The organism is Nostoc sp. (assembly GCF_036917155.1).
In the GTDB taxonomy this organism is placed as follows: domain Bacteria; phylum Cyanobacteriota; class Cyanobacteriia; order Cyanobacteriales; family Nostocaceae; genus Nostoc.
The window spans coordinates 28,477-54,256 of the sequence record NZ_JBALDZ010000229.1 but is presented as its reverse complement, the minus strand read 5'-3'; the positions used below and the strand labels follow the sequence as shown (position 1 = coordinate 54,256).

Annotated in this window: 18 protein-coding genes; 12 read left to right on the top strand and 6 right to left on the bottom strand. The window is 40.0% G+C overall.

Annotated elements, in window-relative coordinates:
• Window positions 1-309 precede the first annotated feature (309 nt).
• Together V7K67_RS30870 and V7K67_RS30865 are read right to left on the bottom strand one after the other, a co-directional pair.
• Complete coding sequence (locus V7K67_RS30870; protein ID WP_335169841.1) at window positions 310-1,053, bottom strand: DUF561 domain-containing protein; 744 nt, start codon at window positions 1,051-1,053, stop codon at window positions 310-312.
• A 249-nt stretch (window positions 1,054-1,302) separates the two neighbouring features.
• Window positions 1,303-1,848 (bottom strand): Uma2 family endonuclease, encoded by a 546-nt coding sequence (locus V7K67_RS30865; RefSeq protein ID WP_335169839.1) that lies wholly within the window; start codon window positions 1,846-1,848, stop codon window positions 1,303-1,305.
• Between the two features lie 156 nt (window positions 1,849-2,004).
• Here V7K67_RS30865 and V7K67_RS30860 point away from each other — a divergent pair, with 156 nt between their 5' ends.
• The 10 genes from V7K67_RS30860 to V7K67_RS30815 all read left to right on the top strand — a co-directional run bounded on the left by V7K67_RS30860 (window position 2,005) and on the right by V7K67_RS30815 (window position 18,334).
• The gene (locus V7K67_RS30860; protein ID WP_334728967.1) at window positions 2,005-2,514 is read left to right on the top strand and encodes a hypothetical protein; all 510 of its coding nucleotides are present in this window, start codon (window positions 2,005-2,007) and stop codon (window positions 2,512-2,514) included.
• Window positions 2,515-2,871: 357 nt separating this feature from the next.
• Complete coding sequence (kdpA, locus tag V7K67_RS30855; RefSeq protein WP_334705992.1) at window positions 2,872-4,557, top strand: potassium-transporting ATPase subunit KdpA; 1,686 nt, start codon at window positions 2,872-2,874, stop codon at window positions 4,555-4,557.
• Window positions 4,558-4,763: 206 nt separating this feature from the next.
• Complete coding sequence (gene kdpB / locus V7K67_RS30850) at window positions 4,764-6,869, top strand: potassium-transporting ATPase subunit KdpB (RefSeq protein WP_334728966.1); 2,106 nt, start codon at window positions 4,764-4,766, stop codon at window positions 6,867-6,869.
• A 489-nt stretch (window positions 6,870-7,358) separates the two neighbouring features.
• Window positions 7,359-7,961 (top strand): K(+)-transporting ATPase subunit C, encoded by a 603-nt coding sequence (kdpC, locus tag V7K67_RS30845; protein WP_334705989.1) that lies wholly within the window; start codon window positions 7,359-7,361, stop codon window positions 7,959-7,961.
• An 84-nt stretch (window positions 7,962-8,045) separates the two neighbouring features.
• A complete protein-coding gene (locus tag V7K67_RS30840; RefSeq protein ID WP_334705988.1) occupies window positions 8,046-9,200 on the top strand; it encodes a universal stress protein in 1,155 nt (384 codons plus the stop codon).
• A gap of 343 nt (window positions 9,201-9,543) precedes the next feature.
• Window positions 9,544-9,807 carry a hypothetical protein gene (locus tag V7K67_RS30835; protein WP_335169843.1) on the top strand — a complete coding sequence of 88 codons (264 nt, stop codon included), beginning with the start codon at window positions 9,544-9,546 and terminating at the stop codon, window positions 9,805-9,807.
• A gap of 91 nt (window positions 9,808-9,898) precedes the next feature.
• The gene (locus V7K67_RS30830; protein WP_335169835.1) at window positions 9,899-10,285 is read left to right on the top strand and encodes a tetratricopeptide repeat protein; all 387 of its coding nucleotides are present in this window, start codon (window positions 9,899-9,901) and stop codon (window positions 10,283-10,285) included.
• 171 nt (window positions 10,286-10,456) lie between these two features.
• Window positions 10,457-12,928, top strand: a complete 2,472-nt coding sequence (locus tag V7K67_RS30825; RefSeq protein WP_335169833.1) for a glycosyltransferase — start codon at window positions 10,457-10,459, stop codon at window positions 12,926-12,928.
• A complete protein-coding gene (locus V7K67_RS30820) occupies window positions 12,925-16,560 on the top strand; it encodes a glycosyltransferase (RefSeq protein ID WP_335169831.1) in 3,636 nt (1,211 codons plus the stop codon). Before V7K67_RS30825 ends, V7K67_RS30820 begins: the two co-directional genes overlap by 4 nt.
• A gap of 418 nt (window positions 16,561-16,978) precedes the next feature.
• On the top strand, window positions 16,979-18,334 hold the full coding sequence (locus V7K67_RS30815) for a UDP-N-acetylmuramoyl-tripeptide--D-alanyl-D-alanine ligase (RefSeq protein ID WP_335169828.1): 1,356 nt from the start codon (window positions 16,979-16,981) through the stop codon (window positions 18,332-18,334).
• 232 nt (window positions 18,335-18,566) lie between these two features.
• Here the strand turns inward: V7K67_RS30815 and V7K67_RS30810 are convergent, their stop codons facing one another.
• The 3 genes from V7K67_RS30810 to V7K67_RS30800 all read right to left on the bottom strand — a co-directional run bounded on the left by V7K67_RS30810 (window position 18,567) and on the right by V7K67_RS30800 (window position 22,851).
• Window positions 18,567-20,159, bottom strand: coding sequence for a serine/threonine-protein kinase (locus V7K67_RS30810; protein WP_334728952.1), 1,593 nt, complete (start codon window positions 20,157-20,159; stop codon window positions 18,567-18,569).
• Between the two features lie 491 nt (window positions 20,160-20,650).
• Window positions 20,651-21,505 (bottom strand): DUF4435 domain-containing protein, encoded by an 855-nt coding sequence (locus V7K67_RS30805; protein ID WP_335169826.1) that lies wholly within the window; start codon window positions 21,503-21,505, stop codon window positions 20,651-20,653.
• Window positions 21,502-22,851, bottom strand: coding sequence for an AAA family ATPase (locus V7K67_RS30800; RefSeq protein WP_335169824.1), 1,350 nt, complete (start codon window positions 22,849-22,851; stop codon window positions 21,502-21,504). The genes V7K67_RS30805 and V7K67_RS30800 overlap by 4 nt, the downstream gene beginning before the upstream one ends.
• Before the next feature lie 383 nt (window positions 22,852-23,234).
• On the opposite strand from V7K67_RS30800, the gene V7K67_RS30795 reads away from it, so the two are divergent.
• Both V7K67_RS30795 and V7K67_RS30790 read left to right on the top strand, forming a co-directional pair.
• On the top strand, window positions 23,235-23,441 hold the full coding sequence (locus V7K67_RS30795) for a type II toxin-antitoxin system HicB family antitoxin (RefSeq protein WP_335169822.1): 207 nt from the start codon (window positions 23,235-23,237) through the stop codon (window positions 23,439-23,441).
• A gap of 47 nt (window positions 23,442-23,488) precedes the next feature.
• A complete protein-coding gene (locus V7K67_RS30790) occupies window positions 23,489-23,554 on the top strand; it encodes a type II toxin-antitoxin system HicA family toxin (protein ID WP_334728970.1) in 66 nt (21 codons plus the stop codon).
• Here V7K67_RS30790 and V7K67_RS30785 read toward each other — a convergent pair.
• A complete protein-coding gene (locus V7K67_RS30785) occupies window positions 23,542-25,779 on the bottom strand; it encodes a pentapeptide repeat-containing protein (RefSeq protein WP_334728948.1) in 2,238 nt (745 codons plus the stop codon). The genes V7K67_RS30790 and V7K67_RS30785 overlap by 13 nt on opposite strands.
• Between the last annotated feature and the right edge of the window lies 1 nt (window position 25,780).

The following is a 25,780-nucleotide window of genomic DNA, read 5'->3' as shown; positions in this document are numbered from 1 at the left end:
AGTTAGGAGTTAGGAGTTAGGAGTTAGGAGTTAGGAGTTAGGAGTTAGGAGTTAGGAGTTAGCAGTTAGCAGTTAGCAGTTAGCAGTTAGCAGTTAGCAGTTAGCAGTTAGCAGTTAGCAGTTAGCAGTTAGCAGTTAGCAGTTAGCAGTTAGGAGTTAGCAGTTAGCAGTTAGCAGTTAGCAGTTAGCAGTTAGCAGTTAGCAGTTAGCAGTTAGCAGTTAGCAGTTAGCAGTTAGCAGTTAGCAGTTAGAAGTTTTGAATGAATAAGTTTTTTCAACTCATCACTCCTAACTCCTAACTCTTAACTCTTAACTCCTTACTAAATTTGCAGTTGCTAAGGCTTCTACTAAGCCACGCACGGCGGCAATCATTGCCACTTCGCTATTGAGTTGGTTGATAGCGGAACCAACACCAACACCAGCAGCACCAGCCGCGATCGCTAATGGTGCGGTAACGCTAGAAATACCTGAAGCACACAATACTGGTACTGATACTACGCGGGAAATCTCAAAAGCTGCTGCCAAGGTGGGAGCAGCTTTTTCAATTAATCCTAGAGTTCCGGGGTGAACTGGGTTACTGCTAGTACCGCCTTCGGTTTGGATAATATCTGCTCCAGCTTTCACCAGTTCTTCTGCTAACTGTACTTGTTGATCTAGTTCTAGGATGTGGGGAACGGTGACAGATAGGGTAATTTCTGGGAGGAGAGCGCGAGTTTGCTTAGTCAACGCTAGCACTTCTAGAGCCTCAAAGCGGCGTCCTTGAGCATAGAAAGAATCAAAATTCCCAATTTCAATTAAATCAGCACCAGCTGCCACTGCTTGCACAAATTTATCTGGCTCTACTGCTGATACACAAACTGGTAAATTTGTCAAACTTTTAGTTAGCTGGACTAAAGCTGGATCGGCAGCAATATCGACAAAAGTAGCACCGCCAAATTCAGCAGCTTTGACAGTAGCAGCAACGCTAGCAGCGTCGAAATTATTTAAGCCGCTAATCACTTTCAGAACGCGGTGGTTAGTAAATGCACGTTGGAGTGTGGAATGCATCGTCATAGTTTAGTTTTTGAAGCTAAGAAAATTAGGTATATTCTACCGTCCCTCAGTTGATTAGAGGCTAGATCGCTACGGCAGTTGTCAAATATTGATAGTTTTATCGTAAATTAAGGGGTTTAAGATCCTTACCTTTACACGTAGTTCCGAGGCGGAGTGGTTTCGACTCAGATCATTTACCCTGTGGGAATCAAGGTACAGTCGGGTTGAAATCTGCGTCTGTTTGCATAGCGTACCGTAGGCAAAATATCTTTAATTATCAAACTCTGGAGGCCAAAAATCTGCAATTGGTACTTCCCATCCTGGGAGTAGTTCGGGAACTGTTAAAATATCCCCATCACGAAGTATTATTGCCTCTTGTCCAAAATTGTAAACTTCAACAATTCGCTCATCTGGATTGAGCAAAATTCCTACCTTAGTTCCCAAACTCAGAAATTCTTGAATTTTGGCTCTTAGATCCTCTAAATTATCGCTAGGGGACTTCACTTCTACAGTCAAATCGGGAGCCAATTGAGCAAAAGACTTCGGACTGCGACGCAAGCGTTTGGCTAAAACAAATGAGGCGTCTGGCGCGCGCAAGTCTGAATTAGGCAACCTGAAACCGGCACTAGAAGCTGCTGTTCGTCCGAGTTTGCGCGGTCTAACCCAGTTATGTAACTGGGCAATCATGGCGGCTGCAACTTCATCTGATTCGTATCCTGATGGACTCATAACAATAATATTACCCTTGACTAGTTCCATCCGAAAGTCGGGATGCTGTTGCTGCATTTGTTCCAAGTCTTCAAGTGTTAAGGACATAAAACCTCTGATTATCACATGCCTTGTATCTATATTAATTATGGAGACAAATGGTTGTTTGCTTGTGAAACCTAATTTGTGTTTTTTCTGGAATGGCATTGATATTTACTATATATATTGATATACAAATATATAGTATCTTAGATACCGAAAACTTTGTCTCAACCCAAAAAGTCAATGGGAGTACAGCAAGTCTTGCTACATCTCAGTGATGAAACCAAGTCAATATTAGAGTATCTTTGTCAGCAATCAGGCAAGCTTTACAACAGTGGAGTTTATTTTGCACGTCAAACATTTTTCAAAACAAATAAGCTGCTAACTGGTAAATTTGACTTAGCATTTGAACCGTCAATTGCCAAGTCAATGCTCTACACGAGCAAGTCGAGCTTTTTAGATGGAGACTCCCTACCCAAGTATGGTGAAAAACCAGAGGCGTGGAAAGCATCTGGAAAGCGGATTAAAAGAGGGCTGTATCAGTCAGCAAATGGTTCAATTGTAAATGCAGATTTGAACGGCAGCGCGAATATTTTACGAAAAGTAGCCAGCAATCTAAGCATCGACTTAGGCTTACTGGGTAGGCGGGTCTTGACGACCGCAGCGAGAGTTAGACTTTGGACACTACCTAAGTTTACTTTGTCCGCAGAATCTCAGTCCCTTCAGGGCTGAGAGTGTCAAGAATTCTAACTTCTGATATTGTTCTTTAACTTTAGTATGATTGTTCGCCCGTTCTATCAACAAGACAATAAGTATACGTACATCTCCACCAAAAGGAAACAAAAATGTTTCTTTGATTGGTGCTGTTGATATCTTTGAAAGTAGCAAACTGGGAAAATGTATTGTATAAACAAATAATCCTAACTAGTGAGATAGATGAATTAAGAGTAAAAATTAAATATTCTTAACAAAAACTTTAACAATTATCTGGAAAATAGTAAATCTCTCGAAATTAAATATTCCCACAGTTAATCTGTTATTTCTCAGAATTGGCTTGCTAGCACTCAAATTTAATTTAGCACAAAATATATGGGACAAGGTTTTTTGCAAATAGGCTTAACGCTGTGTATTGTCATAACAATCACTCCGCTATTTGGAAGATACATAGCACGTGTCTTCTTGGGAGAAAGAACACTACTTGATTTTTTAATGAACCCCATAGAGCGAAGTATGTTCGTACTAGCGGGTGTTCGGAGAAAAGATGATATGACGGCTTGGCAGTATATCCGGGCTATACTGTGCAGCAACATTATGATGGGCATTGCAGTATATTTGCTGATATATTTTCAGAGACTCCTACCCTGGAATCCTAACGGCTTTGGTGCGCCCACTTGGGATGTATTACTGCACACAACCATTTCATTTGTAACAAATACCGACCAGCAACACTATATTGGTGAGACAACCTTAAGCTATTTTAGCCAGGTAGCAGCTTTAGGCTTTTTGATGTTCACCTCCGCAGCCACCGGTTTAGCTGTGGGAATTGCCTTTATTCGCGGGTTGACGGGTAGACGACTGGGTAACTTTTACGTCGATCTGGTTCGTGGAATTACGCGAATATTGCTGCCGATTTCGATTATTGGCGCGATCGCTTTGCTTGTAACAGGTGTGCCACAAACATTAGCGAAGACTCTGGATATGAGAACCTTAGAAGGTGGGACGCAATATCTTGCCAGAGGCCCGGTAGCATCCTTTGAAATGATCAAACTTTTGGGCGAGAACGGCGGCGGCTTTTTTAGCGTAAACTCAGCACATCCTTTTGAAAATCCCAATGGGGCTTCTAATTTGATAGAAATGATCGCCATGATTTCTATCCCAGCAGCCTTGATTTACACCTACGGTATATTTGCCAACAACATCAAACAAGCTTGGCTACTTTTTTGGATGGTGTTTGTGATTTTTGTAGTTCTGGTGGGAGTGACAGCTGTGGGAGAACTACAAGGTAATCCCCTGGTTAATAATGCCTTTGGATTAGAACAGCCCAATTTAGAGGGTAAAGAAGTTCGATTTGGCTGGGCACAAACGGCATTTTGGGCAGTGATGACTACTGCTACTATGTCTGGTGCGGTGAATGGGATGCACGATTCTTTGATGCCCCAAGGGATATTTTCGACTCTCTTCAACTTATTTATCCGAGTTATCTGGGGTGGCCAGGGAACTGGAACAGCTTACTTATTTATTTACTTAATTCTCACAGTGTTTCTAACTGGACTCCTGGCAGGACGCACCCCAGAGTTTTTAGGACGCAAAATCGAAAAGCGAGAAATCGTCCTTGCTGGCGTAGTGCTGTTGATTCACCCAATTGTAGTTTTAATTCCCAGTGCGATCGCCTTAGCTTATCCCATCTCCCTATCTGGAATTAGCAACCCTGGCTATCATGGTATTTCTCAAGTAGTTTATGAATACGCCTCAGCAGCAGCAAACAATGGCTCCGGCTTAGAGGGGTTGAGGGATAATACCCTGTGGTGGAACTTGAGTACTTTAGTTAGCTTAATAGGAGGACGCTACATTCCGATGATTGCCATCCTGCTGTTGGCTGACGGCATGTCTCGCAAAAAACCGGTCCCCGAAACCCCTGGTACCCTGAGAACTGATTCTCTGGTATTTACTAGTATCACGGCTGGAGTGACACTGGTTTTGGGAGTATTGACTTTCTTTCCCGTTCTGGCTTTAGGCCCCATAGCTGAGGGTTTAAAGCTAGCATCTGGCAGTTAGAAAATTTATGAGTTATGAGTGATGAGTTTGGAATTAAGAGAATACTAAAAAATAAATAAATTATCCAGTTTCGTAGGATGCGTTACTAACGCACCCTACAGGTTGGATATTTTATTAGAAGTTCCTAATCACTCCTAACTTCTAACCCCTAACTCCTGTACAGAGGCAATTAATCGCGTCTCTACTTCTCACTCCTAACTTTATTTGTGAATCAAGTGGCAACTAACTTCAGAGCTAGACGCCCAAATTCTCGTTCTGGCGATCGCCGCCAAGGACGCAAAAAGGCCAGGGCAAGTAATAAATGGCTGTACTTAAGGGCAATTAGAGATGCTTTTGTCAAGCTCAACCCTAAGTATGCAATCAAAAATCCAGTGATGTTTGTGGTTTGGGTAGGGACAATCATCATCCTATTGCTAACCATTGATCCCAACCTATTTGGCCCAGCCCTCCAAAAGAACTCGCAACTTTTTAACGGCTTATTGTCGGGGATTTTATTCTTTACAGTTTGGTTTGCCAATTTTGCCGAAGCATTGGCAGAAGGGCGGGGTAAAGCCCAAGCTGATGCCTTGCGGTTAACGAAATCAGAGACGATCGCTAAAAAACTTGCTCCTGATGGCATACTTAGTGAAGTTTCATCCACTAGCCTCAAACAGGGCGATACCATCTACGTCGTTGCTGGCGATATCATCCCCGCCGATGGCGAAGTAATCATGGGTGTCGCCTCAGTAGATGAATCGGCAATTACAGGAGAATCTGCACCAGTATTAAAAGAATCAGGTTCCGATATTGCCAGTTCCATCACTGGTGGCACGCGGATTATCTCAGATGAACTAATTATTCGCATCACATCCGATCCAGGCAAAGGCTTTATTGACCGGATGATTGCCTTGGTAGAAGGGGTAGAACGCAGCAAAACACCCAATGAAATTGCTCTGACAGTATTGCTGGCAGTTCTCAGCCTAGTATTTTTGTTAGTCGTGGTAACTCTGCCTGCACTTGCTTACTATGTCAACAGTCCAGTCAGCATACCAATTTTAATTGCCCTATTAGTAGCATTAATTCCTACAACCATTGGCGGCTTACTAAGTACCATTGGCATTGCTGGTATGGATCGAGTTGCCCGATTTAACGTCATTGCGACTTCAGGACGAGCAGTCGAAGCCTGTGGTGATGTCAACACTTTAGTTCTTGATAAGACAGGTACAATTACCCTTGGCAACCGTTTGGCGGAAGAGTTTATTCCCATTAACGGTCATTCAATGTCAGAAATTGCTAATGTTGCCTGGGCGGCTAGTGTCTTTGACGATACACCAGAAGGCAAATCCATTGTCCGACTCGCAGAAAAGTTGGTAGCACGGTTTGATTTTGACCCCAACCAGGCAGAAGGAGTTAGTTTTTCCGCCAAAACACGGATGAGTGGCACTAACTTACCTGGTGGGTATGAGGCCAGAAAGGGAGCAGTAGAAGCCATTAAAGGATTTGTGCGTTCCCGCAACGGACGCGATACACCAGAATTAAATGCTGCCTACGAACGAGTTTCTCGCCTGGGAGGTACACCCCTAGCAGTCAGCCTAGATAACGAAATTTACGGGATTATTTATCTCAAAGATATAGTTAAACCTGGTATCCGCGATCGCTTTGAGCAACTGCGACGGATGGGAGTGTATACCATCATGCTAACTGGAGACAACCGAATTACAACTTCGGTCATTGCCAAAGAAGCAGGCGTGGATGACTTCATTGCCGAAGCCACACCAGAAGACAAAATCAATGTCATTAAAAAGGAACAAGCCGCAGGCAAACTGGTTGCCATGACGGGAGATGGAACTAATGATGCTCCAGCATTAGCCCAAGCTAACATCGGCGTTGCGATGAATACAGGGACGCAAGCTGCCAAAGAAGCCGCCAACATGGTCGATTTGGACTCCGATCCCACAAAGCTGATCGATATCATTAGCATTGGTAAACAATTGTTGATTACTCGTGGGGCATTAATGACATTTTCTATCGCTAATGATATTGCTAAATACTTTGCAATTATTCCAGTGATATTTATTGCTGTTAACCTACAAAGCCTAAATATTATGAATTTGACTAGTCCGAAATCTGCTGTACTATCAGCACTGATTTATAATGCTTTGATTATTCCCGCTTTGATTCCCTTAGCATTGAAGGGTGTACGATTTAGACCACTGACAGCTAATCAGCTACTCCAACGCAATATCTTAATTTACGGCTTAGGTGGGGTGATTGCGCCATTTCTTGCTATTAAGTTGATCGATATACTGATTACAGTTGTAGGTTTGGCTTAGAGGATGTTTGAAAAGTCTAATTTATTACTCACCGGGCGACTGGAAGTCGCGGCTACACAAACCAAACCCACCTCCGTGGGTTTAAAACCCTTGATTTTATCTTAGTCCACCTCCGTGGACTAGGTTTTGTGTAGTAGCGAATTCTATTTGCCTAATACTTTTCAAACATCCTCTTAGGGAAACGAACGCATCTTGACTAAAGTAAAATAATAAACATTTTTATTTTGACCTGTTGAGAAAAGAAAAAAGAAGAATATGAATAAACATCGTTTTAATTCCGCACCGCTTCGGCAATATCCTTTGTTTGCTTGCAATCACCAAAACAACACCTACCACTCGCTATTTTTATCCTGCTGTGCTTGAATGTGGTAGTTACTCTAGTTGTTTATGCTGTTGCTATCAGCACCCTGGAACCTCCTGCTGGGTGGGCAAAAGAATAAAAAATAAAAAATAAAAAATAAAATTCTAGGAGCAATTAGAAAACTTATTATGGCTATTATTCGAGAAACCATCAGAGCAATTTTTATAACTCTAATGCTTTGGTTGTTGACTGCAATCATCTATCCGCTGGTAATCCTTGTAGTGGGTCAAGTTTTTTTGCACTATCAAGCTAATGGCAGCATCATGCTGAATCTAAATAATGAACCAATTGGTTCAGCTTTGATAGGTCAGGTGTTCACATCTGAGCGATACTTCCATCCTCGTCCCAGTACTGTTAGATATAGCCAAGGAAAAAAAGCCAAGCCAACTGGCATATCTGGAGCCAGTAATCTTGCTGCTAGCAATCCAGAACTACTGAAGCGGATTCGAGAAGACGCAAATCAATTGCGAGACGAAAATCTTCAACCGATTGCTGATATAATTTATACATCTGGCTCTGGTTTAGATCCGCATATTTCCTTCAAAGCAGCACGGCAGCAATTGGCGCGGGTTGCTGGTGCGCGGAAAGTAAAAGAAGATGAGATCCTACGTTTAATTAACAAGTATACTGATGGCAGATTTTTATGGATTTTTGGCGAACCGGGAGTCAATGTTCTGCGATTGAATTATGCTCTTGACTTGCAAGATATTAATCGTCAGCAAAATCAGTAAGTGGGCATTGGGGATTGGGGATTGGGGATTGGGTAAAGCGCCGTTTTCCGATGAAATAGGATTGCTATAGAAACCAAGAATGAAATGTCAGATAATAATACTGGTTCGGCTGGCACTGTACCTTTAAATTCTGCAAGTTACTCGCTTTATCCGGCACGACGACGGGGTAAGCATAAGATATTTATTGGTATGGCTCCTGGAGTAGGCAAAACCTACCGGATGCTGGAAGAGGGACATGCACTCAAACATGAAGGAATTGATGTCGTTGTTGGGCTTTTAGAAACCCACGGACGTAAGGACACAGTTGAGAAGGCAGAGGGACTGGAGATTTTACCCCGTAAGCAATATCCGCGGGGTGAGTTGACACTAACGGATATGGATACAGATGCTATTTTAAAGCGATCGCCCCAATTAGTCTTAATCGATGAACTTGCCCATACCAATGTCCCTGGTTCCCCACGCGAAAAACGCTACGAAGATGTCGAAATAGTTTTGGCAGCAGGTATTGATGTCTACTCCACAATGAATGTACAACATTTGGAAAGTCTCAATGACTTAGTAGCCAGGATTACAGGTGTAGTAGTCCGTGAGCGAGTTCCTGACAGGATTCTGGATGAAGCAGATGAAATAGTGGTAATAGATGTCACGCCGGAAACGCTGCAAGAACGGTTATTAGAAGGCAAGATTTACGCACCAGAAAAAATCCAACAATCCCTCGATAACTTTTTCCAACGCCGTAACCTGATTGCTTTGCGGGAGTTAGCTTTGCGGGAAGTTGCAGACAATGTGGAAGGAAATGCGATCGCCACTACTCCCAACGGGCAATCTTGTAATATTCATGAGCGGGTTTTGGTGTGCGTATCCACCTATCCCAACTCAGTGCAACTATTACGCCGGGGTGCGAGGCTGGCTAACTATATGAACGCCCCTCTTTATACTTTATTCGTTGCCAATCCAGAGCGCTTTCTCACCAAAGAAGAAAGCTTACACATCCACACCTGTGAGAAACTCTGTAAAGAATTTGAAGGTACTTTTCTTCGTATTACCAACAGTAACGTAGCTAATGCGATCGCTGAAGTTGCCGAGAAACATCGGATCACCCAGATTGTGATTGGTGAGAGTCAGCGATCACGCTGGCAAATGCTTCTCAAAGGATCTTTGACGCAAAAATTGGTACGCTTACTCAAAAACATCGATTTGCATATCATTGCTAGTGAAAAAATGGTTTCACCCAAATAAGGAACGTGGATTAAATTAAGATGCAAAACTTCATCCTGTCTCTAGCTTCCCTCTCCTTTAAGTGGCTGCGTTCGGCAACTGATACTCAACGATGTTTACCCAGATTTCTCACCACATCTCAATAATTAAATAAGTAATGAGTAATGAGTAATGAGTAATGAATCTTACTTATTAGACATCTCCAGAAATTAAATATGCGTTATCCAGAGTCCTTGTAGAGACGTAGCACTGCTACGTCTCTACATTCATTTTCACCAGATGTCTATTACTTATTACTTATTACTTCGCCCGTGAGGGGAGCAGGGGAGAGTTCAATCTGCCAAGTTCAATCCCTTCTCTCCTTGTGAGAAATGCGGGTTTACTGTTTGCCTATCCCGTCGTAGACATCGCACCTACTTTACAGGGCAAAACTCAACTTCAACAAAATCCCTATCCTCCTCAAAGTCTTGCTTGGGCTACCTGGATTATGCAAGGGCTTGGTGGTTGCTCTGGTTACAAAGAAGTATGGCAGCGATCGCATGGCAAAATTGTCGTTACAGCATGGGCTTACTATAAAGTTCCCTCGCCTTCAGAGTCAGCATTTGAATTTTGTGTAAAAAATTTCTAGCAAAGATGTTAGTTTCTGTTGAACAAGTGGGTATCCTCAGAACGGGAGGCTTGCTAATACCTAAGTGTTTACCGCAGCAAGTATGTGAGGCATGGCTGGTTCAGATGAAGAATACCTAATTTCCCGCAAAAAGCAGATTCAGCGGCGACAAAAGATTGTCACGATAGTGTCGATGTTCTCGTTTTTTGGTTCTACGGCGTTTGCAGTCATTCCAGCAATCCAACATGCTAATCAAACTCAGCCAATAACCGCGTCTATTTCTCCTGAGTCAGTATTACAGCAACAGGTGCGGGGCTATGAGTTGGTTTTACAGCGGGAACCAGAAAACCAACTTGCTTTAGAGAAACTATCTGTGCTGCGGTTGCAATTGAAGGATGTTAAGGGTGCGATGGAACCTTTGGAAAAGCTGGTGAAGTTGCACCCTGATCGGCAAGATTACAAAGTTGTGTTGGAACAGATGAGAAAGCAAAAAAACTAAGAGCAATAAAAAGTTTTGATTGCAATTCAATGGGACTTACGCAAAACTACACCCGTTAGGGGCAATTCAGGAATTGCCCCTAACGGAAAATTAGGGTTTGGGCTATTGTTTGCGTAAGTCCTGTTAAATTTATAACTTAAACATTGATTTAAATATAAACGGAGTAGAAGAATGTATAAACATCAACCTGGTAAACTGAGTAAAGGCGCTGTTCTTGATGTAGGTTTAAAGTGCGCTCATTCATGCAAATTTTGCTACTACAGTTATTTAGACAAAACTGATGATCAATTCAGGGGGATGAGAAAAGCTAAATTTAGAAGCTTTGAAGAATGTAAAGAAATATTAAAACTACTCAAAACAAATGGTTTTATTAATTTTGATGTGACTGGAGGTGAACCAACTCTTCATCCCCACATTATTGAATTGATGAGATATGCTCATCAGGAGTTAGGGTTACATGGCAGGATAATAACATTGGGACAATTTTTAATGAAAAAAATGCCCAATTGTCAGCACGAAAAGCTTATTGATGATTTACTAGAAGCAGGATTAGAAAATTTTTTATTTTCTTTGCACGCTGTGAATGAAGAACTTTTTCAGCAGATAACTGGAGAAAGTTTTGATAAATTGCAAAGAGCGATGCATTATTTAGATAATCAAGGGTTTCAATATACATCTAATACTGTGGTTTTTGAGTGGAATTATAAACACCTACCACAAGTAGCTTATGAAATATTAAATCATGAGATCTATTTGCATAATTTTATTATCATGAATGCTTATTATGAATGGAATAGTAATGGCAAGGCTTTTGGTGTACAAGCTAAATATTCAGATATTTATCCTTATTTAAAAGAAGCTGTTGAAATTCTTGAATCAAACAATCGTGCAGTTAATATTAGATATGCTCCACTTTGTGCATTTAAAGGATTAGAAAAGAATTTAGTAGGGATGGTTGGCGTTAGGTACGATCCTTATGAATGGATGAACCTAGCAGGTCATATGGGCGGTACGCCAGATTTATGTGCACATAGAATTCCCATTAAAGAGGGAGAAATAGAAAATCATCTCATGTACAGAGAGATAGAATTAATACATGAAAATGGTGTTAAGATAACAGGTACTAGAGGCAGTAATCTAAAGCACTTTAGTGAAGTATGTACAAAATGTAGTGCTAAAGATGTTTGTGATGGAATAGATCCAAATTATTTGAAACTATATGGAGAGCAAGAATTCATTCCATATATAGAAAATGCTGGCAAAGGACCTCTTCAAAATGCGAGATTTAGCTATACGGCTCCCTTCATTGTCAAGACTAGTCAGCAAGAAGATATGAAGAGAGCAATAAAAGAGGAATTCAGTAACAATAAGCTGAATGTCATTAACAATGATAACCAGAAAATATCACCAACAATTTCTGTAGTTATTCCTTGTTATAACAGTGAAAAATATATCGCTGAAACTATTACAAGTGTTTTAAATCAAACCTATCAGGATTTTGAGATTATCATCGTTAATGATGGCAGTACTGATAATTCTCAATTTGTAGTTGAGCAAATAATTAAAAATTACTCCAATCACCAAATAAATTTGATTAACCAATCTAATTCCGGTCAGCCAGCTATTGCACGGAATCGTGGTATATCAGAGGCAAGAGGGAAATATATTTTTCCCCTAGATGCTGATGATGTAATTACGCCAACAATGCTAGAGGAGTGTCTAAATTTATTAGAAACAGACCAATCTAGTGCGATTGCATATACAGATCGACAAGACTTTGGTGCTACTGATGAACTTATTCTAGCAGGCAATTATGATTTTTCACGATTACGTTATGCCAACCATATATCTTACTGTGCGCTTTTTCGTAAAGATATTTGGAAAAAGGTAGGTGGTTATCGTACAAATGTTAGAGGTTGTGAAGATTGGGATTTTTGGATTGCAGCAGGAGCCATAGGGTATTTTGGTCGTCGTATTCCAAAACCTCTATTTAAATATCGAAGAAATAATAGTGGAGTTTATCAAGATGTCCTTCAGAATTTTGATATTAAATTTGCACAAATAATCCTAAATAACTGTGAAGTTTACGAGCAAAAAGAGATTATTGCAGCAACTGAATTTTTATATCAAGGTTTAGCTAATGATTCCAAAGCTAAGATGAATATCTGGCAAGATGAAACTATGCCAGAGAACAAGATATACAAAGAGCTAATATTAAGCGAAATTCCTGAAAATAATTACAAGAATGTTCTGCATATCGGTTGTGGACATAGCTTGATTACAAAGGATTTAGCTGGGGAAAAAGTCCTGGGAATAGATATTTTATCTAATGCCATAAATAAAGCAAAAGCAGATGAAAACAACCGACTTGAATTTATCCAATCTTCTCTCTTAGAGCTTGACCAAAAAAGTCAAGAAAAGTATGACTTAATAGTTATAACAGGTGTTTTGTATTATCAGTATCTTGGAAAATCACATAGTTTAATTTATTCACTTTTGGATAAACTAATTATAGATGATGGTATCCTCATTTGCTGTCACGTTGATGAGTGGTATAAAGCTCGTTTTCCTTATCTAATGCTTGATTACTCTTTGTTTCAATATAGACAACATACTCAGAGATTGGAGGTTTACGTCAAATGACTATTCACCAAGAGAACAACAATAATCCCTATTGTTTTAATTCTGTATCTATAACCAATGAAATAAAATTATCAACAGCTACTATAGCAGTTATCATCTCAGCATATAATCAAGAATCCTTCATTATAGAGGCGATCGAGTCAGTATTACGCCAGATAAGATTGCCTGATGAAATTTTAATATCAGATGATGCTTCTGATGATAACACATATCAAATAGCTGATTCTTATCGGATACAATATCCCACTTTAATCAAAATTAACAGAAATGTAGAAAATTTAGGTATAGTAAAAAACTTTAACAAAGCTGTAAGCCTAACAAATTCTGAATATATTTCTATTTTGAACGCAGATGATAGATACCGTAGTGATTTTATTGAAAAAACTTCACTTGTACTTGATCAATATCCTGATGTAGGTATAGCTTACTCTGATTTTGCTTTATTTGGGTCAAGAGCCAAAACAACTTACAATTCTTTGTCTCTAGATAGACGTGGTTTAATAAAAGCCAATAAATTTTTCATTGTTAACTTTCCTAATTTTAATGAAAAAACCAAAGAAGAATTATTGACCAAAGGTAATTTTATACATGGTGCTTCCTTATTTAGAAGGCAAGCATTTGAAGAAGTGGGAGGATATGTCTATCAAGAAACCATACCTGAAGATTACTATCTTTTTTCTCAAATGGTAAGGCAGGGATGGAATGCCAGAAGAATTCCATTACCTCTTTTAGAGTATAGGCAATATTCTAAATCACAAACAAATACTCGCCTGGCAACTTTTGCACAATTACAGTTTTACAAACACACTGCTGAAGCTTTATATAGTGAAGTACAACGATTAAAATGGCAATTACAAGTAAATAAAACAGAATTTCCAGAAATACAAAATTTGGATTTATCTTCAGCAGATGATAAAACAAGCAAAAGTTATAACGCTGAAAATAACAAATATAAGTTTGAGTTTGATTTAACTGATATTAACCTTATCGTTTTTCCTGACTGGCAGCAAGCAGAAGAACTTCTGTATGAAGATTTAGCAATTCTGATTAAAAGTATTATTAATCATCCAGAAAAAGATAAAGTTACCCTGTTGATAGATAACAGTGGTATTTGTGAAGAAGATGCAAATTATATCATATCAGATGTAGTCTTGAACCTTCTCCAGCAAGAAGATTTTGAACTTGCTGAAGAAGCAAATATTACACTAATTGGCAACCTTAATACAAGAGAGTGGAAAGCGCTGTTATCTCAAACTACTGCTCGAATCTCATTAACAATAGAAAATAAGTCAGCGATCGCAAAATCAACAGCCCAAACAATTCCAGTATGCTCATTAGCTAATATCAGTGATATCCAATTGACTAGTTTTAATTCAGGCAAACTCAAATCTGATTTTATAAGTAGGTTATTTAGCCTTGTAGATAAATATCAGAGAGAACCGTCTGAAGCATCACTGCTGACAGAGTTACGCCAAATGAGAAAACAAATAGCTGAATTTTGGCTGTCTACAGAAACAATCTGGCTTTCCAGAGTATACCTGAGCAAAGTAGGTGAGGCACATCAAATACTCTTAAATCATAGTATTCAGCATGAATTATTAACGGAGACGGAACAAAGCTTTGTGAATGAGATATTAGCACATATTTCAAAAGGTTTTGGAGAACCGAAAGCTATTCAGTATCTGCTAGTAGCAATGCTTTATTGTCGCTCTTACCATTTACCATTGTCTTATGAAGTTTCATTCATACCTGATTGGTTACTAAACGACTATGTAAAATATCTATTTAATTCTCATTCTTTCTTTCAAAAAGCTCGAGAAGCAGATAATTACTGTTGTTATATGAACAGGTTGCTAAATTACTTGCATACATCTATCTTGCGTGAGCATGATTCCATTCGCTGGAATGATTTTGCAGAATATTTTGTGACCATTGCTAATCTTATTCCCTTATACTTTAATGAGGCTAATCTAAAAAATATTTATATAAAACGTGCAGAGATAGTAGAATATTTTCTGAAATTCAATGGACATGAAGTTGATTATGAGTTTGTAGATCGACCTGTAAACAGAAAAAAAATCCGGCTTGGTATCCTAGCATCGCATTTTACACCCTCCTCTGAAACATTTGCTTACCTTCCTGTTTATGAGTATATCAGTAGAGATTTTGAAGTAATTTTGTACTCTCTTAATCAAACTGGTCATGAACTAGAGCAATATTGCCGAAGCTGTGCAAACTTCTTTAAACTGCTACCACAAGATTTAGCAGAACAGGTAAATATTATTCGTGCTGATGATCTCGATATATTATTCATTGCTACCAATGTGACGGCAGTAACCAATCAAATCTGCTTCTTATCAATGCATCGGTTAGCTAGAATACAAGTCACAAGTGGCGGTTCTGTGGTGACAACAGGAATGCGGCATATAGATTATTATATTTCTGGTACGCTAACCGATCCATCAGCAATGGCAGAAGAGCAATATCAAGAAAAGTTGGTGAAGCTAGAAGGAACTGCTCATTGCTTTAGTTATGGGAATGAACAAGAAAATGTAAATGTCAAAGTTGATCGAAAAAGTTTAGGTATCTCTGAAGAAACAGTTATTTTTGTATCTGGTGCTAACTTCTTCAAAATCATCCCTGAACTAATTAATACATGGGCAAAAATAATTTCTGGAGTTCCAAACTCCGTTTTAGTGCTTCTGCCATTTGGCCCGAATTGGTCAAATAATTATCCTAAAAAAGCTTTTATAAATCACTTAATTAAAGTGTTTTCAACGCATGGTATACCAGCAGAACAATTAATAGTTTTAGATCCTCAGCCAGTACCAAACAGGGAAGAAGTTAAAGAATACTTCAAAATCGCCGATGTATATCTCGATTCTTATCCATTTGCGGGAACAACTTCTTTAGTAGAACCACTACAAGTTAATCTGCCAGTAATTGCTAGACGCGGAAGTAGCTTTCGCTCTGCGATGGGAGCCGCAATGGTGCAAGTACTGGATATCCCCGATTTAGTTGCAGATAGTGAAGAGTCTTATATAAAATTAGCGATCGCACTTGGTAATGATCCTAAATTACGTCAAGAAAAGAGCTACCAAATTAGGGAAAAAATGCAGGGGAATCCTAGTTTTCTTGATAGTCGTTCTTACTCAGCTAAAATAGGTAGCTTATTTCAAGAATTATTAAGTAAGTATCTTGCAGATACTCTGAGTCAAAATTTACAACTAGGAGATATTAACCTAATTATCTTCCCTGATTGGTTACAGCCAGAAGAATCTCTTGGTTTAGCCTTAGAACAAGTGATTAAAACGTTAGTAGATCATGTGAATAATGAGAAAATTACTTTAATTATCAACACGAGTAATACTGCTACTGAAGATGCAGAAATATTTTTATCTAGTATTGCGATGAATCTGCTGCTAGAGGAAGATTTAGATATTAATCAGGGCTTAGAAATTTCTCTGTTAGAAAACCTTTCTAATATTGAGTGGCAAGCTTTGTTACCTCGAATTCATGCCAGACTTATTTTGGAATATGAAGATCAGGAAGCTTTAGCAAAAGTACCAGTTAAAAATCTAGGATGTTATGAATTAGATAACTGGATTAATCAATTCTCGACTGTTGATTAAACAATATTTACCATATTCAGTGCCTTAGCTTAGAGTAAGAAGAAGAGTACTCAGGAACATGGATTAAATAAGATGCAAAACTTCATCCTGTCTCACGATCCCTCTCCAATATATCGGAGAGGGATTGAAGGTGAGGTAAACCAAAGACATAAATTGTATGTTATTTAATTCTTATTCCTCAGTATTTTCGCACGCAGGTATTTGCCCCGCTCCTTATAGGCGGAATCTTTTACCATTGCTGAAAATGAAGCAGAATACGGACTAGAACAGGCTTGACGAGGCACTATTGCCGAAAAAACGAGCCAAAATCACGATCGCCTTTATAAATAAGTTTATAGTCAGCACTTCAATGCTTAAATTTGTAATTACAAGTAAACAATATTATGTCATAATTCGATTTTATGATTTTGAACTTTAAATGCGTTGCTCTGCCACCCTAACCCAACTAGTTGAAGTTATTTTGGGCCATTCTGTAAACTTATCTGAAACTGCTTTAACACAAGTAAGTAGTGGTATCCAAACAGATAGCCGTACCCTGAAGCCGGGTGAAGTATTTGTTGCTTTCCGAGGGGATAAGTTTGATGGACATGAATTTGTGCCAACTGCGATCGCAAAGGGTGCAATAGCTGCAATTGTAGATTTTGAATACGAAAATCCCGGATTTCCTGTATTACAGGTAAAGGACACCCTCAAGGCATATCAAAAACTTGGCCGATGGTGGCGCGATCGCTTTAACATTCCTGTAATTGGTGTAACGGGTTCTGTGGGTAAAACTACAACCAAAGAATTAATCGCCGCAGTTTTAGGAACCAAGGGACGAGTTCACAAAACTTATGGAAATTACAACAACGAAATTGGTGTCCCGAAAACTCTCCTAGAACTTGGCGGCGAAAATGACTACGCCGTAATTGAAATGGCAATGCGGGGTAGGGGACAAATTGCCGAACTGACGCAAATAGCGCGTCCAACAATTGGAGTAATTACCAATGTGGGGACGGCACATATTGAGTTGCTAGGTTCCGAAGAAGCGATCGCTGAGGCAAAATGTGAGTTATTAGCCGAAATGTCTGCTGATAGTGTGGCAATTCTCAATCACGACAATCCGCTATTAATGGCCACGGCGGCAAAAATTTGGCACGGAGAAGTTTTAACTTATGGCTTTTCTGGTGGGGATATTCAAGGGCAATTAATTGATAATGAGATTGTGGAAGTCGCAGGAATCCAACTACCTCTACCTTTGCCTGGTCGTCACAACGCGACTAATTTCTTGGCAGCTTTAGCGGTGGCAAAGGTTTTGGGGATTGATTGGGAAACCCTCAAAGCAGATGTGAATGTGGATATGCCCACAGGGCGATCGCAGCGATTTAACTTACCCAATGATGTGGTAATCTTAGATGAAACTTATAATGCTGCGCCAGAAGCGATGATTGCAGCATTGCAATTATTAGCAGAGACACCCGGACAGCGGAAAATTGCCGTATTGGGTGCAATGAAAGAATTGGGAGAGCGATCGCAGCAGTTGCACCAGCGAGTAGGAGAAACAGTCCGAAAGTTGAATTTAGACGGCTTGTTGGTTTTGGTAGATGGACAAGATGCCGAAGCGATGGCTAAAAGTGCTGAGGGTATTCCATCGGAGTGCTTTGCCACTCATGCCGAGTTAGTGGCTAGGTTGAAAACATTTGTGCAAACAGGCGATCGTTTATTATTCAAAGCCGCCCATTCCGTGGGACTAGATCGGGTAGTCAATCAATTACGTGCAGAATTTCCCAAATGAATCTACCACTAGAAACCCAAGGTCTGATACTGCGAGACTTTGTAGAATCAGATTGCGGTTTATCAATACGCTAGCGATCCTAATTATCTAAAATCTAACATTGACTAAGGAACGTGGATTAAATAAGATGCAAAACTTCATCCTGTCTCACGATCCCTCTCCAATATATCGGAGAGGGATTGAGGGTGAGGTAAACCAGGGACATAAATTCTATGTTATTTAATTCTTATTCCTAATTATTGTCATCTTGTGGCTTTTTCTCGAACTTCTGAACATTCTGGGGTTGACTATTAGTCGGGGAATTTTGCTTTTCCAGTGTTGGTACTACTACAGCAGAAGGATCTGATTGTTTGGATTCCGTTGATGGTGCTGTTGGTATAACCACAGGGTTTGACGGACTGACGTGTTGAGGGGAGGCAGAATCTTGACTAGAAGTGGGTAACTTATTTTGTGGCAATGGTGCGGGGGAAGCATTTCGAGATGAGCGGATTGCGCGTAGTTTCTCCACTAGCGAGGGTGTGGGTGAAATGCTAGGTGAAGGTTCAAAATTGCCGCGTTGTGATTCTCCTGTAGGGTTAGGGCTGGAAGATTCTTCTGGGGAAGAACGACGATTGCGCCGACGTGACTTGGAATTAGAGACGGGTGCTGATTGGGTTCTCTCTTCACCGGGAGGTGAAGATGTCCTATCGAAGTTAGGTGCCTTTGCACTTGGTTCTGGAGTTGGCTGTTCAGAAAGTGGCTTTGTGGTTGGCTGCTGCTGAAATTTGGGTAATATGCTCGTGATTCCAAAACCTGCTGTAGCAGCAACTAGGGCTACACCTATACCAATAAAAAGCTGAGATGACCTCAGCTTTTTAGCTAGTACAGCTTCCTTTGCCATGCCTTGGTTGCCCAAGGCTGATGGTCTATGAAGAGAATTTTGGGCAGTTTTCCCAATTATAGTTGCTGCTTGCTGGGCAGATAAATTGACAGTTGGCACTGCATAAGTGGGTAAGATTTGCGGTGTCAGATTCATTCCATTTCCAGGTAGCAATTGCAGCCATTCGGCAACTGTTGCTGGTCGAAAACGAGACTCCACCGCCATACCGCGCATTACCGCCTGGTTGACAGCAGCACTCAAGTGTGGTTGTAATTCGCGGGGGGAAGGCATAAGCTCGCGATCGCGTAATAATGCTGGCATGGGAACTTGGGCTGTCAATAGCGCATACAAGGTTGCTGCTAAACCATAAACATCCGTGGCGGGTGTGCGTGGCGCTTGTGTCAAGTATTGCTCGATGGGAGAATAACCTTCAGAAACCAAACCTGTATGAGTCTGCCTGACACCACTATTAAATTCTCTGGCAATGCCAAAATCAATTAGTACTACTTCCTGTGTTCCAAGGCGTTGGATAATGTTATCTGGTTTGACATCTCGGTGTAACAAACCGTTGTTGTGTACTACCTGTAACGCTGCCCCAATTTGCCGGATGTAATGAATTGCTGTTGCTTCTGGTAGAGTTATCCCTGGTAATACAAATGCGTCTCCTAAGGTTTCGCCAGGAATGTATTCCATCACCATATAAGGCAGTCCAGCTTCCACAAAAAAGTCACTAACTCGGACTATATTTGGGTGGATACACGTAGCTAATCGTCTGGCTTCATCCTGGAATTGTCCCTCGAATTTGGCAAAATCAGGATGTTGTCGCAGCCGTTCATTGATGGTTTTCATTACCACCTCCTGATCCAAGTAGTGATGCGTAGCTTTAAAGGTAATGCCAAAGCCGCCACGCCCTATTTCTTGAATTAGGGTATATTTTCCATCCTGCAAAATTGTGCCTGCTAACATAAAGAGTTCTGAGTCCTGAGTGAGCAGATAAGTAGCGATTCCTGAGTCTTGAGGAATTTCCCAAAAATTTTCCCATATTTTTACAAGGCAGGGTTCTTGCCTGTCTATTTTACGGGATGATTTAGTTGTTGAAATTCCTGAAGTGAGAAAGACCTCCCCATGATCACAACAGTTTTATCTTTCTCAGATGATAACGCGGGAGTGCGGCAAGCCTAAAGCAGAAGACGGGTTAAGACTATTTTTTAGGTTTGATCAACAGGCTGCATCCTCTGGAACTGGGTACTGGGGAAGAAAATATGAGTAATATTTGGTTGGGATCTGAATCCCAGTTCAGGTTTTTCTCTCGAAGACAATTAGCCAGATTTTCACGGGTAGCGATCGCATTAATTTAACTTTATAGTGCGATCGCCTGATTTTCTACCAACGCCAACACTCTTCAATTACTAATGTGTCAAAAATAACAATACTATACATGGATTAATAATTTGGTATTATGTATCATTCCGCAAAACCCTAAACGGCTGGTTATTAATTTCCCATATACGAATGTCCAAGTAGAGTTGTGTCTGGCGAAAGTAGATTTCTTCATAAGCAAGCCGCAAACTACGCTCAAGACTGTTCGGTTCAACATCAACAGCTTTGTTAGAGCCAAGGACTTTGCGTAAGCCAATGGACAGAATTTCCACCAAATCATGACCACAGCAGATTTGCCAAGGATCGTAGTTATTGCTTTTTTGGCTCTTTAGCTGTTGTTGTAAATCTTCATCTCTCAAAGAGTAGGCTTGGGATTTATTCTTAACCTCCTGAATCAGCTTGAGTTCATCAATTTGTAGAGTTTGCTCATCAATGAACTTGCTAAATTTAATGCCATCAAAGGTTAAATTTAATCCTTTACACTTAGAAATCCAAAGCAAATAACCTACTGACATCCCATTTTCAAGTAATACTAATCTTATCTCTGGATTAAACTGGGCAATTTTCTCTTCAGAACCAAACTCAACGACTACTTTGTTAAATGCTGGTGAGTTAATTAGTATAGTTTCAAGATCATGGCTGTCAGTGCAAAGCAGATTGTGACTGGTGTGCAACAAAGTTTCAAGGCGATCAAAATCTGCATCAACAATCGCTAAAACTCCCTGAAAATTTGATTGTTCCAAATTTTTTAAAATGTCAATAGCACGCTGTTTTCCCGATGTTTCGACTAACTCACAAACTAATTGGTCAACAAATCGCTGATAGAAAGTTTTATCAGAACTTCCTTCCACTAATAAAAAAGTTCCAGTATACGTGCTTCGTCGTAATCGTATTTGGTTAGCAACACGGTCAACTGTCAGAAAATCTCTCACTTTTGTGGCCCTTTCAGTTCAACCGTTAAATCCCAGCGATCTTGAATAATATCTGGTGAATGAGTAGCCATTAGTATATTTAAATCTGTAAGTTTTGTAATGTCTTGCAAGTCCTTTAAAAATTGAACCTGCCATCCTACGTGCAGAGATAATTCCGGCTCATCAATTAGAACTAAAGAATTAGGTTGAACTTTAAATAGTAATTCATATAGGAGAACTAACTCATGTTGCTCACCAGATGATAAATCTGTTGGCAAAAGAGTTTTTGAATTAGATAATGGAGCGTCATAACTTGTCGTGACAACGAATCCCTTCTCTTTACTAAAGTTTATCTCTTTGTAAGAATAGGCAAATTTATTATTAATAATTTTCCTCAATAAATCAATTTTGCTTGCTATTTCAGCAAAAACACTCAGCTTCTTTTCCACATCTTGAATATATACCGACAAAGCATTTTTGGTGCTTTCATCTATATCTTGAGGCTGGATTTGAAATTCTGTATCTTCATCTTTATCCAAAAGACCTACTTCTATGAGACGAGAACGAGTCGCTTCAAGTTCGTTTAGTTGATGACGAAGTTGTTCATCTGTTAAATCTGTGGATGGCTGTTGCTTAACTACCCTAACTGGAAAAGTTCTGTCAAGAGATTGAGATGTTGTACCATATTCTTTAAATTTATCTTGCATCAGTTTAGCAAGTTCATCAGAATAGGCAGATACAGTTGATAACATCGAAGGCATTTCAGCAGACCGTCTGGAAGTATGGTTAGGAACAAAATTAAGTAACCGTTCTGATTCAATGAGGCGAATATGAATATTGCTTTTCAATTTTTCTAGCCAATCAGGCTCTTCTTGTGACTTCAAATTTAAGGACGACCAATTATCAAAATGCTCTACACCTTCTCCATAAAATAGAGGTTCTCCAGTGCTAATATCTAGCGGTTTTATATGAGAATACATTTCTTGTATATCAGAACCCAAAATCATAAGCGGAAGTCTTCTATCAGATCGAATCTTTCTTGGTTTTAGATAAAAATAAGCTGCCTCTGAATAAGGCTGTTCAAATTTGAAAACAATATTATTCTTTTTCGCCTCGTCTGAATTTTCGATATTTTTTATGATTTCAATGCTACTACTATCATCAAATGCAACTCTAAAGTCTTTAAATGGGATAGTTCTCAGATCTGAGTATCGGGAGTTAAAAAAACTATTCAAAATTCTTAACATCGCTGTTTTGCCAAAACCATTTGGCCCATGAATAATGGTGATTCGTTCATCCATGTTCAATGGAATCACATGGTCAAAAATTCCAAATAAGCCAGTGACAGAAATTTGCTTAATTCGCATAATCATGTAGTCCTATAGGCATTGGCTTCATGGCTTTAATTCTAACTTCTATCTTTCTCTGGAAAACATAGGAAACAAAAATCCCATTCTTTTGTGTCCTCTTTCTTAGAAAGTTCCAGTCGTCGGTTCCCATTTAGGCGTTCCTGAAGGGGAGTCGGCACACCCTGCGGGATATTGCTACAGACTTTCCCCTGTTTAATTCAAGCCTCAAGTAGCATAACAAGTCGCTGCACCAGAATGTGCTGAAGTAGTTAGTTGAGTTGCAGAAGTTATCTGCATCTAGTCAACTTTGTTGTTAGTGCGATCGCTCGGTTGCTTTTTTGGATTAAATGGTTGCAGGTTACAATAACAGATAACTACAACTCTCTTGCTCAGAACAGTGTATGAAGTTCCATGTAATACTCGACCGTGATGAAGATGGGGTTTGGATTGTTGAGTGCCCCAGTATTCCTGGTTGTATTAGTCAAGGTCAGACAAGAGAAGAAGCCCTAGAAAATATCAAGGACGTGATCGCAGCTTGTCTTGAAGTTCGTGCAGAACTTGGTTTACCACTCACTGTGGAGACTCATCAAGTAGAGGTTACAGCGTAATCACGCCATCTGCCCTTCCGGTTCTCAATGGGCGTGAAGTTGTCCGTGTGTTTGAATCATTTGGTTGGGAGTTTGCACGTCAAAGTGCTAGTCACGTCAGCTACTTCAGATAAATCAACAAATTCAACCCCGGAATTGTACGCGAAAGTGTCCACAAAACTAGGGTGATGTAAATTAAACCCAAACTCCATTGATACCAAGCAAGTGCAGAGATGATACCTGGTAAGTGTTCGTCTCGCAGGCGAATGTCGTTAAATCCTAATTTAACTAGGTTGTTGAGACTAAAATCATAGTAGTTGAGCCAATTCCAACGGCGATCGCACAATAAGGGCATATATCGTTCCCGAAATGTCTGATTCCTTGGTATCACTGGCAAACGCCCAATCAATAATCGTAACTGGCGAAATGTGCCGTCTTCTGTGAAGTAAGAAACATTCATTAAATTGTGATAGCGCCCTTGTTGGTAAAGTCGGATCAATAAAGCCATTGGCACGGGAACAATAATAATTAAAAGACACCCCAATGTCAGCCAAGGTTGTGCAGCATTGCGAAAGATCGCTAGTAAGCTGAAGAATTCTAAAACGCTAAAACTGAGTAATATCGAAATGGTTTCGTAGGATGTGGGAATAATTGGTACGGGATGCAGCCGACGATAGCGATCTACTAGCCAAAATAGTAAGCCGAAATAAGCGATCGCTAATCCTCCCACCCCAAAGACTAACCAAAAATTCGTCCCATAGCCACTCAACAACAGCAGTACACTCAACGCCAACCAACTCCAAGCTTGCAGTAACCACCCACCGATAGAAAGGGTTTCGCCAACAATTAAGCGATCGCTCAGTTGGGTATATTTTTCTAAATCGATGTCTGCGATGGTGAGTAACTCACTACTGCTGCGAAAGGATTTTACCAGACGACGGTGGGCAATCGCTTGGGCTTGAGGTGCAGAAAAACCTAATTTAATCAAACTTGCGACACTTGCACTATTAATATTTGTAGCCGTCAGACGACGGCCAAACTCTATTAATCGCAGTCGTTGTTTGGTATATTCCAGTTCATTAGCATCGGTAACTTGCTGTTGCTGACGGAAGTTTTGCCCCAAATTTCGCAAAATATTTTGATTACCTTGTAATGTTGGGATGCAGAACATCTTACCAATCTCACCGGGATTACCTAAAATTTTCGCTTGGTTGGAATTAAAAGTTAAACCAGATACACTTAAACAAGCTTCTGTACCAAACCTCGCATCGCTAAAATCTGCTTGGTTAAGAATATTCGCACCTTGCAGATTTACCAATTGGTTAAACTCCGCTTCTCGGAAGCTGACAGCTTGCTCAAAAGTCGCTTCTGTTAAAAAGAGAAACTGATTAAAATCCGCTTTAGTAAACTGGACTTGATTGGCAAAATCCACACCAGAAAAATCAGCATTTCCTTGCCACTGCACACTATTGAATTTAGCCAACTGTTTAAAAGTTGCTTGGTTGAAGTTGGCAATTTTTTCAAAGATACTACCTTGAAAATCAGCGAATTCCTGAAATTTGATTTTTTTGAAATTAGCTTTTTCAAAAAAAATACTGCCCTGAAAATTGCTTGGTTGCTTGAAGTTAGCATTGGTGAAACTAACGGGACGAGCGAATCTGCTTTCAGTCCAATTAGTGGGTTGGAGAAAAATTGCACCTTGGGCATCCACAGACTGAAGAAAAAATGTATTAGAGAACTTCACTTCCCCATTGAAGCGAGTTTGTACCAGTGTTAAGACACCACGAAAGACAGCGATTTCACTGGCAGGGGTTGACTCTGTTCCTAAGAGCGATCGACAATCTTTAGAGTTGGGTAAAGCAATCGCAAGTGACTCTAGACAAACAAAGCGCAAACGTTCTAGTTCTTTTTGTTCAGTAGCGGTAAAAATAGGAGCAATGGCTTTTGCATAAAATGGTGTTCTTAAACCCAAATCGCTGCCCATAAAATCCCCCAGAATCAAAGCATAACTGAGGTCTAAACCCAGAGGTTTTGCACCTAGTTCTTTTCGCAGCAATTGGTAAAAAGCATCATGAAAGCTAGCGTTCTCTGGCCGCAAATCAATCACCATCTTCTGCAAATCTACAGTCAAATTGCCTTCGCGGAGTGTCGGAGTACGCAGTCGTTCTTGTAATAATTCTAGAGTTAAGGTTGTGCGTTCTGGTTGTGCTGCCCAAACAGGTAGGGGGAGGAACAGGAGGAGAATTAAAAAAACGCAAAGGAACGCAAAGTAAAGCGCAGAGGTACGCAGAGAAACCCCTCTGTGTACCTTTGCGTTTAACCTCTGTGTGCCTCTGTGTTGAAAAAATAAATTATGCAAA

Coding starts and splice junctions, on each gene's coding strand:
- V7K67_RS30825 (WP_335169833.1), top strand. CDS start 10,457: ATGTATAAACATCAACCTGGTAAACTGAGTAAAGGCGCTGTTCTTGAT.
- V7K67_RS30800 (WP_335169824.1), bottom strand. CDS start 22,851: ATGCGAATTAAGCAAATTTCTGTCACTGGCTTATTTGGAATTTTTGAC.
- kdpC (WP_334705989.1), top strand. CDS start 7,359: ATGGCTATTATTCGAGAAACCATCAGAGCAATTTTTATAACTCTAATG.
- V7K67_RS30870 (WP_335169841.1), bottom strand. CDS start 1,053: ATGACGATGCATTCCACACTCCAACGTGCATTTACTAACCACCGCGTT.
- V7K67_RS30830 (WP_335169835.1), top strand. CDS start 9,899: ATGGCTGGTTCAGATGAAGAATACCTAATTTCCCGCAAAAAGCAGATT.
- V7K67_RS30820 (WP_335169831.1), top strand. CDS start 12,925: ATGACTATTCACCAAGAGAACAACAATAATCCCTATTGTTTTAATTCT.
- V7K67_RS30810 (WP_334728952.1), bottom strand. CDS start 20,159: ATGTTAGCAGGCACAATTTTGCAGGATGGAAAATATACCCTAATTCAA.
- V7K67_RS30840 (WP_334705988.1), top strand. CDS start 8,046: ATGTCAGATAATAATACTGGTTCGGCTGGCACTGTACCTTTAAATTCT.
- V7K67_RS30815 (WP_335169828.1), top strand. CDS start 16,979: ATGCGTTGCTCTGCCACCCTAACCCAACTAGTTGAAGTTATTTTGGGC.
- V7K67_RS30795 (WP_335169822.1), top strand. CDS start 23,235: ATGAAGTTCCATGTAATACTCGACCGTGATGAAGATGGGGTTTGGATT.
- kdpA (WP_334705992.1), top strand. CDS start 2,872: ATGGGACAAGGTTTTTTGCAAATAGGCTTAACGCTGTGTATTGTCATA.
- V7K67_RS30865 (WP_335169839.1), bottom strand. CDS start 1,848: ATGTCCTTAACACTTGAAGACTTGGAACAAATGCAGCAACAGCATCCC.